Source organism: Wohlfahrtiimonas larvae, assembly GCF_002006755.1.
GTDB classification, from domain to species: Bacteria; Pseudomonadota; Gammaproteobacteria; order Cardiobacteriales; family Wohlfahrtiimonadaceae; genus Wohlfahrtiimonas; species Wohlfahrtiimonas larvae.
This window is the reverse complement of the sequence record NZ_MVDO01000074.1, coordinates 17,439-35,699: the sequence shown is the minus strand read 5'-3', so window position 1 is coordinate 35,699 and position 18,261 is coordinate 17,439. Positions and strand designations below refer to the sequence as shown.

The 18,261-nt window shown below is 36.2% G+C and carries 17 protein-coding genes and 1 other RNA gene; 10 read left to right on the top strand and 8 right to left on the bottom strand.

Annotated features, from left to right (window positions below):
• On the bottom strand, positions 1-670 hold a 670-nt coding region (locus BZK14_RS04675), incomplete at its 3' end, for a 1-deoxy-D-xylulose-5-phosphate synthase N-terminal domain-containing protein (RefSeq protein ID WP_143691342.1).
• A gap of 239 nt (positions 671-909) precedes the next feature.
• Here BZK14_RS04675 and BZK14_RS04670 point away from each other — a divergent pair.
• The 3 genes from BZK14_RS04670 (at position 910) to rnpB (ending at position 3,533) form a co-directional block, all read left to right on the top strand.
• Complete coding sequence (locus BZK14_RS04670; protein ID WP_077925408.1) at positions 910-1,506, top strand: nitroreductase family protein; 597 nt, start codon at positions 910-912, stop codon at positions 1,504-1,506.
• A gap of 186 nt (positions 1,507-1,692) precedes the next feature.
• Positions 1,693-3,093, top strand: a complete 1,401-nt coding sequence (locus BZK14_RS04665) for a sodium:proton antiporter (RefSeq protein WP_077925407.1) — start codon at positions 1,693-1,695, stop codon at positions 3,091-3,093.
• 91 nt (positions 3,094-3,184) lie between these two features.
• Positions 3,185-3,533, top strand: an RNA gene (gene rnpB, locus BZK14_RS04660) — RNase P RNA component class A.
• A 50-nt stretch (positions 3,534-3,583) separates the two neighbouring features.
• On the opposite strand, the gene BZK14_RS04655 is transcribed toward rnpB, so the two are convergent.
• From BZK14_RS04655 to allB, 3 genes are all read right to left on the bottom strand, one after another.
• Positions 3,584-4,207, bottom strand: a complete 624-nt coding sequence (locus tag BZK14_RS04655) for a histidine phosphatase family protein (protein ID WP_077925406.1) — start codon at positions 4,205-4,207, stop codon at positions 3,584-3,586.
• Positions 4,208-4,302: 95 nt separating this feature from the next.
• Positions 4,303-5,697: an NCS1 family transporter gene (locus BZK14_RS04650; protein ID WP_077925405.1), complete on the bottom strand. Its 1,395-nt coding sequence runs from the start codon at positions 5,695-5,697 to the stop codon at positions 4,303-4,305.
• Positions 5,698-5,744: 47 nt separating this feature from the next.
• On the bottom strand, positions 5,745-7,109 hold the full coding sequence (gene allB, locus BZK14_RS04645) for an allantoinase AllB (RefSeq protein WP_077925404.1): 1,365 nt from the start codon (positions 7,107-7,109) through the stop codon (positions 5,745-5,747).
• Between the two features lie 807 nt (positions 7,110-7,916).
• Between allB and BZK14_RS04635 the strand changes: the two genes are divergently transcribed.
• From BZK14_RS04635 to mgtE, 5 genes are all read left to right on the top strand, one after another.
• Positions 7,917-8,441 carry a Dps family protein gene (locus tag BZK14_RS04635; protein ID WP_245831156.1) on the top strand — a complete coding sequence of 175 codons (525 nt, stop codon included), beginning with the start codon at positions 7,917-7,919 and terminating at the stop codon, positions 8,439-8,441.
• A gap of 265 nt (positions 8,442-8,706) precedes the next feature.
• Positions 8,707-9,480, top strand: coding sequence for an energy transducer TonB (locus BZK14_RS04630; RefSeq protein WP_077925401.1), 774 nt, complete (start codon positions 8,707-8,709; stop codon positions 9,478-9,480).
• Positions 9,481-9,519: 39 nt separating this feature from the next.
• Positions 9,520-10,251: a MotA/TolQ/ExbB proton channel family protein gene (locus tag BZK14_RS04625; RefSeq protein WP_077925400.1), complete on the top strand. Its 732-nt coding sequence runs from the start codon at positions 9,520-9,522 to the stop codon at positions 10,249-10,251.
• Positions 10,252-10,253: 2 nt separating this feature from the next.
• Positions 10,254-10,799 carry an ExbD/TolR family protein gene (locus BZK14_RS04620; protein WP_077925399.1) on the top strand — a complete coding sequence of 182 codons (546 nt, stop codon included), beginning with the start codon at positions 10,254-10,256 and terminating at the stop codon, positions 10,797-10,799.
• 509 nt (positions 10,800-11,308) lie between these two features.
• The gene (gene mgtE, locus BZK14_RS04615) at positions 11,309-12,715 is read left to right on the top strand and encodes a magnesium transporter (protein WP_077925398.1); all 1,407 of its coding nucleotides are present in this window, start codon (positions 11,309-11,311) and stop codon (positions 12,713-12,715) included.
• A 34-nt stretch (positions 12,716-12,749) separates the two neighbouring features.
• On the opposite strand, the gene BZK14_RS04610 is transcribed toward mgtE, so the two are convergent.
• Genes BZK14_RS04610 through BZK14_RS04595 form a run of 4 tightly spaced genes read right to left on the bottom strand, consistent with a single transcriptional unit; the run spans position 12,750 to position 16,229 of the window.
• Positions 12,750-13,592, bottom strand: a complete 843-nt coding sequence (locus tag BZK14_RS04610; protein WP_077925397.1) for a metal ABC transporter permease — start codon at positions 13,590-13,592, stop codon at positions 12,750-12,752.
• Positions 13,592-14,443: a metal ABC transporter permease gene (locus BZK14_RS04605; RefSeq protein ID WP_077925396.1), complete on the bottom strand. Its 852-nt coding sequence runs from the start codon at positions 14,441-14,443 to the stop codon at positions 13,592-13,594. Before BZK14_RS04605 ends, BZK14_RS04610 begins: the two co-directional genes overlap by 1 nt.
• Positions 14,443-15,330 (bottom strand): manganese/iron ABC transporter ATP-binding protein, encoded by an 888-nt coding sequence (locus tag BZK14_RS04600; RefSeq protein ID WP_077925395.1) that lies wholly within the window; start codon positions 15,328-15,330, stop codon positions 14,443-14,445. Before BZK14_RS04600 ends, BZK14_RS04605 begins: the two co-directional genes overlap by 1 nt.
• Positions 15,327-16,229: a metal ABC transporter substrate-binding protein gene (locus BZK14_RS04595; RefSeq protein WP_077925394.1), complete on the bottom strand. Its 903-nt coding sequence runs from the start codon at positions 16,227-16,229 to the stop codon at positions 15,327-15,329. Before BZK14_RS04595 ends, BZK14_RS04600 begins: the two co-directional genes overlap by 4 nt.
• A gap of 169 nt (positions 16,230-16,398) precedes the next feature.
• Between BZK14_RS04595 and BZK14_RS04590 the strand changes: the two genes are divergently transcribed.
• Complete coding sequence (locus BZK14_RS04590; RefSeq protein ID WP_077925393.1) at positions 16,399-16,935, top strand: hypothetical protein; 537 nt, start codon at positions 16,399-16,401, stop codon at positions 16,933-16,935.
• 82 nt (positions 16,936-17,017) lie between these two features.
• Entirely contained in the window at positions 17,018-18,211 is a 1,194-nt protein-coding gene (locus BZK14_RS04585) for an acetate kinase (RefSeq protein ID WP_077925392.1), read from the top strand.
• The last annotated feature ends 50 nt before the right edge of the window (positions 18,212-18,261 follow it).

Below are 18,261 nucleotides of genomic sequence, written 5' to 3'. Positions count from 1 at the left end.
CTTCAATATCATGGCCATCAATTGGGCCAATTACATTCCATTGATAAGCTTCAAAACGTTGCTTTGTATTATCTGTGAACCAACCAGATACATCACCATCGATAGAAATTGCGTTGTCATCATACAGTGCGATTAATTTATTTAATTTCAAAGTACCTGCTAAAGCACAAGCTTCGTGAGAGATACCTTCCATCATGCAGCCATCGCCCATGAATGTATATGTATAGTGATCAACAATGCTAAAATCATCTTTGTTGAATTCTGCTGCTAGCATTTTTTCTGCCAATGCAAAACCAACTGCATTTGTGATACCTTGACCCAAAGGACCTGTTGTTGTTTCGATGCCAGGAATATAGCCGTGCTCAGGATGGCCAGCGGTTCTTGAGTTTAACTGACGGAAATTTTTTAAATCGTCAACTGAAACATCATAACCTGTCAAATGAAGCAAAGAGTACAAAAGCATTGACGCGTGACCGTTTGATAAAATGAAACGATCACGGTTAAAGAAATTTGGATTGCTTGGATTGTGAGAAAGGTGATTATGCCAAAGTGCATAAGCCATTTCTGCCATTCCCATTGGTGCGCCCGGATGGCCTGAGTTTGCTTTTTGGACTGCATCCATACTTAGAAAACGGATAGCATTAGCACTTTTTTGTTCGATTGACGACATGTTCAAATCCTTAGAATGAATAAATAAGAAAATCAATCCTGTCATTATACTGAATCTATGCTAATAAATCACTGCTTGAAAAATAGATCCTATATATATTTGCCAATAACTTAATTGTTTCATTTGTAGAACAGTTTGTTAGATGGAAATAGCTCGCATTTGATGGATAAATATTTATAATCAAGTTTCAAATTTTTGAGTTGAATCACATCTACTTTAGTTATGTAAAGGATATCATTATGAGTAATTTTCAAAATTTATTAGAAAAACGTAGAACAATTTATCAATTAGGTAAAAATATGGATTTATCGAAAGATGAAATTGCTTCAATGATTAAGAAAGCTGTGAGCGAGGCGCCTTCTGCATTTCATTCGCAAAGTTCACGCATTGTGATCTTATTTGGTGATGAGCATACTAAAGTGTGGGATATGACAGAGGCACAATTACGCCAAATCGTACCTGCTGATCAGTTTGAGCCAACAAAAGCACGCATTGATGGTTTCAGAGCAGCCTTTGGTACAGTCTTATTTTTTGAAGATCAAAATGTTGTTAAAGGTTTGCAAGAACAATTCCCATTATATGCAGCAAATTTTCCAAAATGGTCACAAGAATCCACAGCGATTGCGCAGTATGCTGTTTGGTTGTTATTAGCAGAAAGTAATATTGGTGCAAATATTCAACATTATAATCCACTCATTGATAATGATGTGGCTAAAGAATATGGCATTCCTGAATCATGGACATTACATGCACAAATGCCATTTGGTTCAATTGTTGCAGGAGCAGGTGAAAAATCTCATATGGATGAAGTAGAACGCTTTAAAGTATTTGGTTAATTCATTAATTTACTTTATATAAGTGTATAGTTATATCAGGGATCATAAGCTACATGATCCCTTTTTCTTGATAAGAATAAAGCATGATTTCTTATTAAAAATGAGAAAAGTGTAGATTTTTTGTAGCCTTGAGAGAATGATTGAGGTAGTATCTTCACTGTTTGATTCAATTATAGAAGAGAAGATATGAGGTTATTTACATCTTTATTATTAGTTATGTTAGGGCTGTCATCTCCAGCATTTTCTGCAGGATTTGATGGTGCAAGTGCTAGTTTGTTATGGGTAATTCCATTTGCAGGGATTTTATTATCTATTGCGATTTTCCCTTTAGTTGCTGTTAATATTTGGCATCATCATTTTGGTAAGATCACTGCATTGTGGTGTCTTGGATTTATTATTCCATTTTTGTTTTCATTTGGTTTTGTGGACCTAAGTCATGTGGTTGCTCATGCAATTTTATTAGAATACATACCATTCATGATTTTGATTTTTGCATTATTTACAGTGTCTGGTGGTATCTACTTGGAAGGTAGTTTAAAGGGGACGCCGAAGTTAAATGTTATAATTTTATTAATTGGTACATTTCTTGCATCATTTATGGGGACAACAGGGGCGGCAATGCTGTTGATTCGCCCATTACTGCGTGCGAATGAAAATCGTAAACATCGTGTGCATATTGTGATTTTCTTCATTTTCTTAGTGGCCAATATCGGTGGTAGTTTGACGCCATTAGGGGATCCGCCATTATTTTTAGGTTTCTTAAAAGGTGTTGATTTCCTTTGGACAATGAAGCACATGTTTATGCCTTTGCTGATCACAAGTGCAATTGTATTGGGAGTTTTCTTTGTCATTGATTCTTACTATTACAAGAAAGAAGGCAATATTGCTGATGTTGTAACAGAAAAAGTGCCTTTCAGTATCCAAGGTAAATTTAACTTTTTATTCTTAGCAGGTATGGTTGTTGGCGTTTTAATTTCTGGTTTTTGGAAGCCAAATATTGAATTTACAATTTTAGGCACCCCAATTGAATTGCAAAATATTTTTCGTGATGCAGTTTTATTAATATTAGCGCTAATTTCATTAAAATTAACCCCTAAGATTATTCATGAAAAGAATGAGTTTGGTTGGGATCCTGTATTGGAAGTGGCAAAGTTATTTGCAGGTATTTTTATTACAATTGCACCAGTATTGGCAATCTTGAAAGCAGGTGCTGATGGTTCGATGTCTGGCATTGTGAATATGGTTCATGATACAAATGGTGCACCAATTGATAGCATGTATTTTTGGATGACGGGCGCATTGTCTGCCTTCTTGGACAACGCACCAACATATTTAGTGTTCTTCAACTTGGCATCAGGTGATGCGCAACACTTAATGACAGACTTGAGCCCGACATTGTTGGCGATCTCAATGGGTTCTGTATTTATGGGTGCTGTGACATATATTGGTAATGCGCCAAACTTCATGGTGAAGAGTATTGCAACACAAGCTGGTGTGAATATGCCGACGTTCTTTGGTTACATGAAATGGTCTGTATTAGTATTGATTCCTGTTTATATCTTATTAACAGTGATTTTCTTTATCTAGATCAATACTAAATATATTCATAATTGTATTAAATGATGGCAATTCTTGAAAAAGGGTTGCCATTTTTTGTGAAGAGAGGATAATTCTCGCGTGAGTTGATTGGATTATCGCGTGTGAGAAATCATCCGAGGAAAGTCCGGGCTCCACGGATCAAAGTGCTAGATAACGTCTAGACAGCGTGAGCTGATGGAAAGTGCTGAAGAAATTAAACCGCCTAAAGATGAAAGTCTCGGTAAGGGTGAGAAGGTGCGGTAAGAGCGCACCGTACACAAGGTGACTTGATGTAGCTGAGGTAAACCCCACTTGGAGCAAGACCAAATAGGAATATGCATAGTGTGATCCGCACTGTATTCGGGTAGGTTGCTTGAGGATATGAGTGATTGTATCCCTAGATGAATGATAATTCTCGACAGAACCCGGCTTATAGATCGACTCGCAAAACAAGAAAGCCTTCTTAGTAATCTAAGAAGGCTTTTGCTTTAAACTTACGTTATTTTAAATGAGAAGTATCATTCAGCTTTTTAATAGTCAAACACCCATGTTTATCTTGAATTAAATGTGTGATGCTACAAGGATCGATGCTGTACATAATATTTGTAAGGTGATGATCTTCTTTGATATTCAGCCACCAATGTATCATGCAAATAATGGCATTAGCATGTGAAATAATAATGACAGTATCATCATGGGTATGTGAGTGAATTTCTTCCATTGTTGTATCAATGCGCTGGTTGAGCATTCTCCAACTTTCTCCATTTTGATATGGAATCCAATCTAATGTGGGGTGTGTGATAGGGTTTAGCAATTTTTTTGCATCATCTATAGAGATATTTTTAGCAATACCATTATTTAATTCGCGTAAACCTGGATGATAATGAATTTGATTAATTTTAAGGTGAGACTGAATTTGTTGTGCTGTAGTTTGTGCACGTATAAGATCGCTGCTATATAAACTAATGTGTGCATTATTTAATAAATAGCTATAGATGCTTTGTGCGGTTTTGAAAGCTTGTTGCATACCTAATTCTGTTAAAGGATGGTCGCTCCAACCTCCAGTAAGATTATTTGTTAGGTGTTCAGCTTCGCCATGTCTAATTAAGATTAATTCTTTCATTGTGATAGAGATAAGTTGATATTAGTTTTGTGAGTATTATATAGAAATGCCTGAACAAGTCAGGCATTTTTAGTTTTACAGGGTATTTGATTTAACTATTTTTGTTTGTCTTCAAAGATCGTTCCTTTGCGGAATGGCGAATCTAAGAAAGCCACTTTAGTTAAGATCATGTAAGCTACACCGCCCACAATAAATCCAACAATCCAAGCCAAATTCACTTCAATGAATGCAGCGCCTGCACCAATCAACATTGCAATGATTGCAGCTTTATTGAAGCCTGCAAATTGTCCTGATGTGTTGTAAAGCTCCTGCACATCTACTTGCTGTTTTCTTAATACATAGTATTCCAATAGTAAGATCGCAACAATTGGGCCTAAAAATGCTGAATACGTTAATATGAAGATCTGTAAGCCTTTCGCTGAGTTTTCATCAACCAAAACCCAAGGGCAAGCGGCGATTGCTAATAAACCAGTTAACACAACAGCAGGCTTATACTTCATCTTAGTAATTAAAGTGATCACATAAGCAGGTGGCACAATGTTTGCAACCATGTTCACAGCAATAGCACCCAATACAATGAATGCTGATACTGCGACAGTGATGTAATCATTTTCAACAATGATCGCAAATGCTTGCACTGGGTTTGTATTGCCAGTTGCAGAAGCTAACATTACACCAATGGTTAATACAAAGCCGTATGCAATTACGATTGGTAAGAAGTATAAGAACCCGCGTTTACCATCGCTGATGCCAGTTTTCAATTCACGCGAATAGTCAGCTGCACTTAAGAAAATGGCAGCGTAATTGCCTAAGAACATCATAATGAAACCGAAGAATGGCAAGCCCCAAGTACCCGGAGTATTGACCCAAGTATCAGTGATTTTCGTTAGATGATGTGGTTGCAATAAGATGATGAATACATAAATTAAAGCAGCAATGACAACTAGTGAAATTAAGATTTCTACCCATTTAATCGCATGGAAGCCATAGAGTGATAATACGATTTGAATCGCTTGCAATGCTAAGAAACAGATAAAGATATTATCAAAGGTATGGCCAGAGAATACTTTTACAATTTCATTTAAAGCTGTAGCACCGATCCAACTTTGGAAACCGTACCAAACAACGGCAGGAATACCACGCAGAAGGGAAGAGATGATTGCACCTTTTGCGCCAAATGACATCCTTAATTGAACAACATAAGGAATACCTGTGCGATAACCCACACGATCATTTAAGGCAAATACAGTGGAGATTATCCCAATCGCAATTAAAGCAGCAGCGAAGGTTTGGTAGATGTTCATAGTTGCTAATCCTGCTACAACTAAACTAGCACCCAAGGTCATATTGCCAAGATTGATGCCATCACCAATCCACATGAATACATATCCTAATGGGCCAACGGTGCGTTCTTCAGCTTTTTTGGGTAATAGCGATTGATCAATGTTAGCAGCTTTTTCGCAGACTTCATGGTTTTCTGTATTTGCCATAATTTTTCCTTTAACAACTACTCTCAAAAGTTGTGTATATGCCGATTTTATCGGCGAATAAATTGACCCACTGCACCTTCAGTTACGCCTTGTCCTAATGCATAAATTGTTTTGCCACGTAAAATTGTACGAGCAATTTGTGCATTGATTGTGCGGCCAACGTAAGGGCTGAACTTATTGCGATATTCCAAGTCTTCAGCTTTCAAAGTGTAAGCTGATTGTGGTTTAATGAATACAAAGTCAGCATCTTTACCCAATGCAATAGAGCCTTTCATTGGTAAGTTAAAGCGTTCTGATGGTTTAGTTGCAATCAAATCAGCAAATGCTTTTAAAGATAAACCACGTTTTTGTACGCCTTCATCAAATAGGATATCAACGTTGTTTTGTACGCCTGAAATACCGCCCCAAGCATCAAATGCATTGTCTTTATCTTTTAAATCTGGTGTGCAAGGTGAGTGATCTGATACAGCAGTGATAACGGCACCTGAAATAACATATTTCCATAAGCCATCTTGCGCTGCCTGATCACGGATTGGTGGTGAGCATTTAGCTGACATGCCAATGGAGTCTAATTCATCTGTTGTGAAGTATAAGTAATGAACACAAGTTTCACATGTAATATCTAAACCTTCTTCACGTGCCTTGATGACTTCTTCAACGCCTTCTGGGCATGCAACGTGACAGATGTGAATACGGCAACCTGTTAATTTAGCGAAGAAAATCGCACGGCGGATTGCTTCAACCTCGGTGAATACAGGGCGGGTTGCAACATATTCTGCCAATGTTTTTTCACCACGAGCTTTAGCAGCACGGCCTAATGCATCTGTGATTGCTGCATTTTCAGCATGGATTGCTAATAATTTCCCTGTTTTAGCAATTTGTTTCATGCCTTCCATCAATGCGTAATCATCTACGTTAGAGAAGTCGCCATCTAAAGTTGGATCGCCACACGTTGCCATAAAGCATTTATAAGCTGCAACGCCTTCATCATTCAATTCTTGAATGCCACCATCTAGATTAAAAGGCACTAGGCCACCAAATGATGCAACATCCACACGTAATTTATCTTGACCTGCCGCATATTTTTTACGAATGCTTTCACCATTCACTGTTGCAGGTAATTGGTTTAATGGCATTTCTACAAAAGTTGTCACGCCGCCTTTGGCACATGCTTTTGTACCTGTGACATATCCTTCCCAATCAGCGCGCACGCCACCTGGATCAGTAATATGAACATGAACATCCACCATGCCAGGGCTAACGATTAAGCCTTCTGCATCAATGATTTCTTCGGCATCACCTAAGTCGTAACCAAGCGCTGCGATTTTGCCATTTTTAACGGCAACATCAATATTGGTTTCACCAGTTTCGAGAATCACTAAGCCATTTTTAATAATTAAGTCATAACTCATTTGGTTTTCTCCTTAGCAAAAGAGTCTGTAAAATTGTTGGACAAATGTATCCTTGTATTAATCCTAGTGTAAAGAGATCAAAAATGTGCTTTTGATTTATGTCTTTTATCAAGGGGATATATGGTTGTTCATCGGCTGAAATTTTATAGTTTATACTACAATAATTAGTGATAAAACTAGATTCTAAGCTTATTGTGGGTAGCATAAATACCTCCTAAAACAGCTCAATGACAATAGAGTCATAAGATTAAGTACATGCTTAATGATCTTATGTAATTGATTTGTTCTTATGGGCGTAATATAAAGATTGATCACTTCCATAGAATTGGGAAAAGTATAGTATAAAAAAAACTATTGTTCTAATATTTTTTATAATGAAATTTTGATTTATATCTCTTAGATGTATCTATTTTGTAGTAAAAATAATGTTGCATGTAATATGTTTTAATCTAGTTAATTGATATTGTTGATTATGTTTTTATTTTGGCATTATTTTTGGGATGCTAAATTATGTCTGGTTTAAGGTTAGTTATTGTGTTACCAATTATTTTTATATATTTATCAATCTGTTTGCCTTATTTATGAGATGAGGCTTTAAAAAATTATCTGGAGATTTTTTAAGTCAATAGTTGATTATTATAAAAAAAAATTAACTAATAAGGTTTTTGGCAGATAGCAGATATCGGTTGTGTCATTAAAAAAAGTTATAGTTTATATAATGACTATCAAATAGCCATTCATATAGTGTGGCGTTATCATTATTTTCAACGAATCAGTACTCATGCATTAATTATGAAAAAGGAGATTATGATGAAAGCATCAGCAAAAATAAAAGAAATGGAAAGAAAAAACAGTTGGGCTCCTACTTCAATCGAGTCAGAAGGTGTTGTACAGATTACCAAAGGTTTAAACCAGTTACTTGCAAATGTATTTGCTTTATATTTAAAAACTAAAAATTTCCATTGGCATGTTAGTGGCCCACATTTTCGTGAATATCATCTGTTATTGGATGATCAAGCAAGTGAGATTTTAGCTATTGTGGACGCAGCTGCGGAGCGCGTTCGCAAAATTGGCAGCGTGACCATTCATTCCATTGGGGAAATAGCTCAGTTGCAAACAATTAAAGATAACAATGACTCTGCTGTGAATGCTCAAAAAATGTTAGAAATTTTAATGGAAGATAATCAGCGCTTAGGTCAAGAATTGAGAGCGTTGCATGTTATTACTGATCAATATGATGATTATGCAACAACTAATTTGTTGGATGATTGGATTGATCAGGCTGAACAGCGAGTTTGGTTTTTATATGAGACACTCAATAGCATTAAATAATGTGTTAACTGTATATATTTGTATCATAAAAAGAGAAAGTGATGAGCTTTCTCTTTTTTTATACTTGTATTATTTAATGATTAACTTACTGATTGATAATTAGTATTGATAGGTTTTATTTAATATTTTGACAATAATCAAATGAGAATAATTGTTATTTGTATTGACATATCAGCTGTAAATGTGAATAATTCTGAGCTGAATATTGTTTCTAGAATCTAACAGTTTGTTAAATTGAATCATTAGAATGTAAGAAGGAAAGATTGTGCCGTTACAACACTATAAAACTAGCAAAACATTAGTAGCGACCGCTATGTTGGGCGTTTTTTTGTTTCATGGCGGTCTTCTTTATGGTATTACTTATGCAGGTAGCCGTTCGCCTGATCATCAAATTATGCTAGAGCCTTCAACAATGATCATGCATAACATAAGTTTGGCGGGTGTTGATGATGCCGCAGAGATTACAAATCAGCATGATGATGAAGAGCTTTTAACAGAACCTACAGAGCCTGAGGAAGAAGTTAAAGAAGAAATCAAGGAAGAAATTAAAGAAGAGGAAGTTGTCGAAGAGAAAGTGGAAGAAGTGCCTGAAGAGCCTGTTATTGAAGAGCCGAAGGAAGAAATTATCACCACTAAACAGCCAGCTCCTGAAGCACCTAAAATTCAAGAGAAGAAAAAAGAACAACCAAAACCAAAGCCACAAAAGAAAAAACAAGAAGCTAAGCCACAGCCAAAGCGTCAGTCTAAACGTGTAGAAAATCGAGTGTTTTCTATGCAGGATATCTCTGTTTTATCAAAACCTGCACCTAATTATCCAAGATCTGTATTGATGCGCCGCACAGGTGGGACAACTATTTTATTAATTAAGATTAATGAACAAGGTAAAGCTGTCTCTGTCAGGATAGAAAAATCCTCTGGGAATGATCAGATTGATAAAGCAGCAATGACAGCTGCTCATAAGGTTCGTTTAAAACCATACATTGTGGATGGTAAAGCACAGTCTATTGTTGTGCGAGTGCCATATCAATTGAGATTCTAGATTGATTTATAAGTTTATTTAAGTGAAAAAGGAAAACACATGCAACCAGAAGTAAGTGGATTGGGCTTTGAAAACTTTATTGGCCAAGCTGATATGTTGAGTAAGATACTCTTTGTTATTTTAATTACGATGTCTATCGTATCTTGGCTCATTATTTTTTTGAAAGCTTTGCAAGGCTTTTCTGAAAAGCGCCATACTAAAAAATTCTTAAAAATGTTTTGGAATGCCAAGTCAGTAGAAGATATTGATGGTTATTTAATGGAGCATACGCCTAATAATTATCATGAAATTTTAACAGATGCAGGAGTGCATGCTGTACAACGTTATAAAAAAGCACATGGCGGATCATTAAGAGATAGCGGTTCATTAGGTGAAGTGATTACACGAGCTTTGAGCACAAAATTAGATGAGATTAATTTACGCTGTGAAAACGGTGTAACAGCTTTGGCTGCTATCTCTGCAACGGCTCCTTTTGTTGGATTGTTTGGTACAGTGTATGGTATTTATCATGCATTGATTGAGATTGGTTCAACAGGTGCAGGTACAATTGATAAGATTGCAGGCCCTGTAGGTGAAGCATTGATTATGACAGGTGTGGGTTTGGCCGTTGCTATTCCTGCGGTATTAGCACATAGCTGGGTGATTCGACGTAATCAAGTAACCATTGGTGCATTAGATTCATTTGCTTATGAATTATTAAATTTATTAGGTGGTGAGTGTGTGCATTGCAAGAATGATTGTTGCGATAAGAGCCAAACAAAAGGAGCTTAATCATGGCATTTGGACGTTTACGTGGTACGAGTTCTCGTGCACGTGCTGAAATTAATATGGTGCCATTGATCGATGTCATGTTAGTACTTTTGGTCATTTTTATTCTTACAGCACCATTGGTAACACAGTCTGTTCAATTAAAGTTACCAGAAGCTGTCGATTTAAAAGAGAAAACGACGCCGGATCAAGTGGAGAATAAACCTATTTTAGTTGCGATTAATGGTGATTCTGAAGTGCATATTAATGAAGTTAAAATGGACTCAGATGAAGCAGTGTTAAACACTTTAACAACATTGAAATCAGAAGCTCTAGCTAAAAATGGGCCTGATTATAATCCATTGGTACAATTTCATGTTGATATTAAAGTGCCTTATGAAATTGTTGCTAAAACAATTACTTCATTAAGTAAGGCTGGTTTGGGGAATATTGGTTTTGTAACTCTACCTGGTGAAGGCGGTGCTTCATCAGCAGGTGATGAAACTGCTACAGCTCCAATATCTGAAAATTCAGCAGGAGAACAACAAGTGGTTGCGCCGACAGAAGGTTAATGATGCCATTTTGGGATCAAAGTAAAAAAGGCTTAATGAATGTTATTAAGCCTTTTTTATTGCTCATGAGTTTTGCTAAAATCATCTTTTTGATAGGGCGAATGGTTGCAATTTATTATTCATAAGGTACCCTTGAATGATATTAATTTAATCATAATGATTTTATCAGAATAATATTGAATAGGATGAGTAAGGTTGGTCATTGCTCATGGCATTAAATTTTATTTATTTTTGTAAATAAAAATTGTTACATTGTGAAATGAGTCTGTATAATACGTTTTTTTATTATTTGGAGAAAAGTTCTGTGGATGAGGACCCGATCATATCCTTGTGTTTTGATCATGAGATCAGCAGTTAAGTCCTGAGAATTTTTCTATCTTCAGGCAATCTGAAGATCTATTCACAATTTCACTTATATCTAATATTAAGTAAGTTATTATCTATTAATATTAGAGGTGGGTGATGTCCAAACCATAGTCTCCTATATACAATATAACTAAGGAGCAGTCATGAGCGTTTATCAACAATCTAACTTATATTTTTATTTAGAGCCGATCATTGAAACAGGTGATGCAGAAGCATTTGTTGAATTAATCAAAAATACAAAAGCGATTGATATTGCAGATGTAGTGGAGGAATTTCCCACAGAATCAGTAGTGTCTTTGTTAGAAAAGCTAGATTCTGCAAATTTATCTTATTTATTTGAAGAGTTTGAAGAAGAAGAGAAGTTAAGATTTGTTCCTCATTTATCGATCGAAACTTTAGGGCGCTTATTTGAAGACTTGCCATCAGATGAACAAGTTAGTTTGTTTGTGATGTTGAATACAGAACAGCGCCGACAAATATTACCTTCTTTAGATAAAGAAGAGCGAGAGGCGATTATCGCATTATCATCTTATCCTGAAGGTACAGTGGGCGCGATGACGACGGCAGATTATGTCAATATTCCAGAAACAGCAACAGTAAGGGATACTTGGGCGCAAATTCGTATCGATGCGCGAACAAAAGAAGCTTTATCTATGATTTATGTAACAGATGAATATCGCCATTTAGTTGGAGTTTTATCATTGCAAGATCTATTAATGAGTCATGATGATGATTGCATTAGAGATGTAATGGTTAAGGATATTATTCAGGCAAGAGCATCCGATAAAGATCGGATCGCAGTCGAGTTAATTGAGCGTTATAATTTAGAAGCACTGCCTGTTACGGATGGTTATGGTCATTTAGTCGGTATTGTTACGGTGGATGATGCAATGGAGCGTCTACGTGAATCGTCTGCCGATTCATTTGCTAAGCTTGGTGGTAACGTACCGATGTCAGGTCCTGAATTAGATTATCAATATTCTGGATTTTGGCGGATGTTTACTGTACGTGGTTTTTGGTTAATTATCCTAACGGTGTTTGGTGTATTTACAAGTTCATTTGTTGCCAAACAAGAAGAAATTTTATCTGAAGTAATTATTTTGGCAGCATTCTTAGCGCCTATTGTAGATATGGGCGGTAATACAGGTAGTCAGTCTGCAACATTAGTAATCCGTTCAATGGCTTTGGGGGATCTTACGCTTAAGTGGAAAGATATCTGGTTTGTATTTAAGAAAGAAGTGCCTGTTGCATTAATGCTAGGTTGTACTGTTGCTTCAGCTGAAATTGTTTTAGCATACTTCTTTAAAGAAAATATTAGTATTGAAGTTTTATTAATTATTGGTCTTTCAATGGTAACAGTAACATTTGTGGGGGGGTTAATTGGGATATTTTTACCATTTATTGCAAAACGTTTTAACATTGACCCTGCAACGTTAAGCTCACCTATGTTGACATCTATTATGGATTTCTTGGGAGTTGTGATCTATTTTAGCTTTGCTTATTGGTTTTTAAGTGATTTATTACTTGAAGCCGCAGGATCTTTGAGTTAATTAGAATTATTAAGAAGTGGCAAAGCCACACATGCTATGCATGTTGTGGCTTTTTTGCACGTAAAATTAAGCTTAAGATATAGGCTAGAACAAAAATAATTGCTTGAACAATAACGATGGACGGCCCTGTATCTGCATCTAAGTGATAACTGATAATGGTGCCAATTACAGAAGCAGTGACAGAAACGAGTACTGCGATAATGAGCATAAGTTCAAATCGCTTAGTCAGTAGAAAAGCTGTAATGCCAGGTGATATCAACATTGCGATCACAAGCACAATACCGGCAGCTTGTAATGTTGTTACAATGGTTAAGGAAAGCATTGACAATAATAAATAATGTAAAAATGTTACTGGCAATCCTACCACTTTAGCTTGGGTGGCATCAAAACAAAATAGTATAAAATCCTTGAGCTTTAATAAAATAACAGCACTGATAATAATACTGATGACAACCGTAAAAATAAATTCATTTTGAGTGATACCTAAAATATTACCAAATAAAATGTGTGATAAATGGATATTGGTATGAATTTTTGTCACCATGATGATGCCGATGGCAAACATTCCTGAGAACAAAATTCCCATGACCGTATCTTCTTTGATTCTAGAATTATTTTTAATAAATCCAGTGGCAAATGAGCAGAAAATACCAGAAATAAATGCACCTACGATGAATGGTATCCCAATTAAATAAGCTACTGCAATACCTGGCAATACAGCGTGAGAAATAGCATCCCCAATTAAAGACCAACCTTTGAGTACTAAGAAACATGAAAAGAGCGCGCAGACAATTGCAATAATGATGGCTGCGTATAGTGCTCTGCGCATTAATTCTAGCTGAAAGGGTTCTATAAAGAAGTTGAATAATTCTGACATTATTGTGCTCCTTTACGAATTTTTAGGCGTGTTGCAATATATCCATATTTTGGTGCAAAGAAGAATGCCAATAAGAATAACCCAGTTTGTAAAGTAACAATGACGCCACCTGTTGCCCCATCTAGAAAGTAGCTTAGCCAAGCGCCAACAATGCTAGTTAAAGAGCCAATAATGATGGAGATAATGATAATGTGAGAAAATTTATCGCTTAAAAGATAAGCAGTAGCACCAGGTGTGACAACCATAGCAATTACGAGAATTGCACCAACAGTTTGTAATGCTGCGATTGTGCATGCGCTGAGTAATGTGAAGAAAATGATTTTCAATCTTAATGGTGATAAACCAACAGAGCGAGCGTGAATTTCATCAAAGAAAACTGCTAATAAATCTTTCCAAATAACACACAAGACAATGAGTGAAACAGCAATAATAATATTGACTTGTAAGATATCACTATCAGCAATGGCAAGGATATTACCAAAGATAATAGATTGTACATCAACTGATGTGGGATTCAGGGATACAATAAATAGCCCAACAGCAAAGAATGTGGAAAATATAAAACCAATAATGGCATCTTCTTTAAGCTGTGTAAAATGACGAATCACAGTGATAGAAAAAGCAGCAAGTAAACCGGAAAAGAATGCGCCGATTGAGTAGGGTAATCCTAATGCATAAGCACCTGCAACACCAGGTACAACAGAGTGAGATAAGGCATCACCCATTAAGGACCAGCCTTTTAGCATTAGGTAAGCAGATAAGAAAGCACATGTACCGCCAACTAATCCACTGACCCAAATAGCTTTGCGCATGTATTCATAGGTAAAGGGTTCAGTTAATAATTCCCACATTATTTTTCTCCCTTTGGCGCTTGTGTACTCGTTCTAGGTGGATCATTTTTATCAACACCATAGAATACAGCAGGACGTTCATCATCTGTTAATACTGTTACGCGGCGAGGGTCGCTATCATCATGCAGATCATCACCATCAATGTGAATATGGCGCAATACACCACCAAAAGTTTTTTCTAGGTTATGATGGTTGAAGGTTGTTTCTGTTGGACCTGCTGCAATGATTGTACGATTGATAAATAATGTTTGATCACAAAATTCAGGTACAGAACCCAAGTTATGTGTGGAAACTAAAATTAAATGACCTTCATCACGGAGCTTGCGGAGTAAATCTACAATCGCATTTTCAGTTTTCACGTCTACACCAGTAAAAGGCTCATCCAATAAAATTATTTTGCCCTCTTGGGCTAAAGCGCGTGCTAAAAACACACGCTTTTTTTGCCCGCCCGATAATTCACCAATTTGTCGATGAGCTAATGATTCCATGTTGACGCGTTTTAAAGACTCTAAAACTTTGGTTTTATCATTAGAAGATGGAATGCGCAAAAAATTCATTTTGCCATAACGTCCCATCATCACCACATCAGAAACTAACACTGGAAAGTTCCAGTCAACTTCTTCAGTTTGTGGTACATAGGCGACTGTATTTTGCTTTAATGCAGTCTTAACATTGCCACCGTTGATAGAAACTGAGCCTTTGGTTGGTTTTACCATGCCCATGATGCTTTTAAATAATGTGGATTTTCCGCCACCATTAACACCAACAAGTGCGCAAATAGTACCACCATCCAAATGAAAATTAACATCTCTAATGGCCGTATGGCCATTATTGTATGTCACTGTTAAATTCTCTACTGTGAGTGAAAATTTTTCTTGTGAAATCATTGATTAAAACCTTTTGCAATTGTTTCAACAGTTGTTTGTAGAAGATCAATGTATGTTGGAACTGGACCATCTGGATCTGATAATGAATCAACGTATAAAACGCCCCCATAAATCGCATCTGTTTCTTTACTGATCTGTTTTGCAGGTTTATCAGATACAGTACTCTCACTGAATACTACAGGGATGTTATTTGCTCGAACAGTTTCGATAACTTTACGAACTTGTTGTGGTGTACCTTGTTGTTCAGCGTTGATTGCCCATAAATACAGCTCTTTTAAATCATAATCTTTTGCAAGATAACTGAAAGCACCCTCACTTGTCACTAACCAACGCTTATCTTGTGGAATGTTGGCTAAACGATCACGTAATGGTTGATCTAATGCTTTGATCTTTGCTTTATAAGTTTCTGCATTGGTAGTATAGATATCTTTATTATCGGGGTCATATTTAATGAGTGCATCACGGATATTGTCAATATAAATGATAGCATTTGTGGCAGACATCCAAGCGTGAGGGTTAGGCATGCCGCTATATTCACCCTCAACAATTGACATAGGAATAATGCCGTCACTGATCACAACTGAAGGAACATCTTTCATATTTTCAAAGAAGCGCTCAAACCAGTTTTCTAAATTTAATCCATTCCATAAGATTAAATCTGCAGATTGTGTTCGTAAGATGTCTTTGGGTGTTGGCTGATAGTTATGAATTTCAGCGCCATGTTTCGTAATAGATTCAACAGTTGCAGCATCGCCTGCAACATTCTGAGCCATATCTTGGATAATTGTAAAAGTTGTTACAACTTTGAGCTTATCTTTTGCATTTGCAAAAGATGCAAGAGAGAATACAGAAGTAAGGATTGTGATACCAATTGCGGCTAGGTATTTATGTTTACGCATGGAGAGTTACCTTCATTGAGAGATTGAAAAACTTTAGTATAGTAAATCTATAAGAGGGTTCCAAATGAGATTTTACGGATTTGAGAGTTATTCTTATTTGGCGGGAATGTTTTTAATGTAGGATCATTTTAATAATAAATGATGTGATGGTGGGGTTTGAGTATATATTATGGGCAATAAGAGAGTATTAATATTTTTAGGGTTAGGTTTATTGCCAGTGTTTTCAAAAGCGATAACTTTAGATAATATAAGTAATTTTTTGTTAAATTCTGATCTACCTCAATTGACTCCATATGATATGATTGCGAATCAGAATTTTTTCGGTAAATTAGACACCACTTTAGAAACAGATGATGAGTTGGTGTTATCTGCTTATAAAAAGCCAAATAGTTTAGAAATGACGTATATGAAACTAGACGGAGAGTGGTTGTTAAATGATGTTAGTTTCAGTTATTACTCAAATAATGATGTAAATTGTGATAAGCAACAAAATGCTTACATAAAACATTTGACTAAAAAGCTAAATAAGGCTACGTTCAATGAGTCAGATGAAGGTATGTTTTGGCAGTTGCAGGATCGCAGTTGGGGGATTTGGCTATCGATAGATCGTGTGGTGAATCCTTTTTCAAATGCGAGTGGGTGCTCATCTAAAATTATATTAATTTATAGTAATTTAAATGAGCAACATGAAGATGAAGATTTTTAATATATTGAGAATAAATGAGCAGTTAGGTTGTATAAAAGTATTGCTTGAAGATTAATAACAAATTGAAATTCACGGAGAATTTATGTCTTATATCCTTATTTTTAACTGCGGTAGTTCATCGCTTAAATTTTCATTAATGGATGAGGTGAGTGAACAAGTAGAGATGTCTGGTTTAGCTGAAAGATTAGGTGAAGCTGGTGCAGTGATCACAACATCTTGGAATGGCAATAAAACTCCTGCAGATTTAGGTGATGGTAGCGGACATAAAGCAGCGGTTGATTTTATCTTGAGTTTTTTAAAAGACCAAGGCTATTTAGATAAAATTAAAGCTATTGGGCATCGTGTTGTTCATGGTGGGATTAAATTTAAAGATTCAGCATTAATCAATGATGAGGTTGTTGCACAAATTCGAAAATGTATTCCTTATGCGCCAATTCATAACCCTGCAAATTTAATCGGTATTGAGGCTGCAATTGCTGCATTTCCAACATTGCCACAAGTGGCTGTATTCGATACAGCGTATCACCAAACAATGCCAGAGACCGCATATTTATATGCTATCCCTATGGACTTATATCGTGATCATAATATTAGACGTTATGGTTTCCATGGTACAAGCCATCGTTACATTGCTGACAAGACTATTGAAAAATTGGGCTTAGATAGAAATAACTCGGCAATTATTAGTGCGCATTTGGGTAATGGCTCTTCTTTGGCCTCTATTAAAAATGGCAAATCTGTTGATACAACCATGGGATTCACACCATTAGAAGGTTTGGTGATGGGGACGCGTGCAGGTGATGTGGATGCAGGTATTGTGAAATTTCTATCTTCTAAATTAAATTTGAATGTAGATGAAATCGATACATTATTAAATAGCAAAAGTGGTTTATTGGGTATTTCAGAATTATCGAATGACTGCCGTACATTATGGGCAGCAGCTGAAGAAGGTCATAAGGGGGCAAAACTTGCACTAGAAATTATGATTTATCGTTTAGCGAAGAAAATTGTTTCTTTCATCGTGCCATTAGGTCGCTTGGATGCATTAGTATTCACAGGTGGTATTGGTGAAAATGACGTAATGACGCGCAAGAAAGTCTTGGAGCATTTAGCATTTTTGGGCTTTAAAGTAGATGAAGCTGCAAACAGTGCGACTTCTCGCGGTAAGGAAGGCATTATTGGTGAAAGCCCAACATTTGGTAAAGCTATGGTGCTGTGCACAGATGAAGAACTCATGATTGTAAGAGATACAGTGAAGATTGTGAATGCACTTTAATTTTTACTAGAAAATATTAGGATGATCTTGGGATCATCCTTTTTCGTTCA

Excerpts from the sequence above, each read along its gene's own strand:
- BZK14_RS04620 (WP_077925399.1), top strand. The coding sequence starts at position 10,254 with ATGGCATTTGGACGTTTACGTGGTACGAGTTCTCGTGCACGTGCTGAA.
- BZK14_RS04595 (WP_077925394.1), bottom strand. The coding sequence starts at position 16,229 with ATGCGTAAACATAAATACCTAGCCGCAATTGGTATCACAATCCTTACT.
- BZK14_RS04670 (WP_077925408.1), top strand. The coding sequence starts at position 910 with ATGAGTAATTTTCAAAATTTATTAGAAAAACGTAGAACAATTTATCAA.
- BZK14_RS04655 (WP_077925406.1), bottom strand. The coding sequence starts at position 4,207 with ATGAAAGAATTAATCTTAATTAGACATGGCGAAGCTGAACACCTAACA.
- BZK14_RS04585 (WP_077925392.1), top strand. The coding sequence starts at position 17,018 with ATGTCTTATATCCTTATTTTTAACTGCGGTAGTTCATCGCTTAAATTT.
- BZK14_RS04610 (WP_077925397.1), bottom strand. The coding sequence starts at position 13,592 with ATGTCAGAATTATTCAACTTCTTTATAGAACCCTTTCAGCTAGAATTA.
- BZK14_RS04605 (WP_077925396.1), bottom strand. The coding sequence starts at position 14,443 with ATGTGGGAATTATTAACTGAACCCTTTACCTATGAATACATGCGCAAA.
- BZK14_RS04590 (WP_077925393.1), top strand. The coding sequence starts at position 16,399 with ATGGGCAATAAGAGAGTATTAATATTTTTAGGGTTAGGTTTATTGCCA.
- BZK14_RS04625 (WP_077925400.1), top strand. The coding sequence starts at position 9,520 with ATGCAACCAGAAGTAAGTGGATTGGGCTTTGAAAACTTTATTGGCCAA.
- BZK14_RS04600 (WP_077925395.1), bottom strand. The coding sequence starts at position 15,330 with ATGATTTCACAAGAAAAATTTTCACTCACAGTAGAGAATTTAACAGTG.
- BZK14_RS04635 (WP_245831156.1), top strand. The coding sequence starts at position 7,917 with ATGATGAAAGCATCAGCAAAAATAAAAGAAATGGAAAGAAAAAACAGT.
- mgtE (WP_077925398.1), top strand. The coding sequence starts at position 11,309 with ATGAGCGTTTATCAACAATCTAACTTATATTTTTATTTAGAGCCGATC.
- allB (WP_077925404.1), bottom strand. The coding sequence starts at position 7,109 with ATGAGTTATGACTTAATTATTAAAAATGGCTTAGTGATTCTCGAAACT.
- BZK14_RS04665 (WP_077925407.1), top strand. The coding sequence starts at position 1,693 with ATGAGGTTATTTACATCTTTATTATTAGTTATGTTAGGGCTGTCATCT.
- BZK14_RS04650 (WP_077925405.1), bottom strand. The coding sequence starts at position 5,697 with ATGGCAAATACAGAAAACCATGAAGTCTGCGAAAAAGCTGCTAACATT.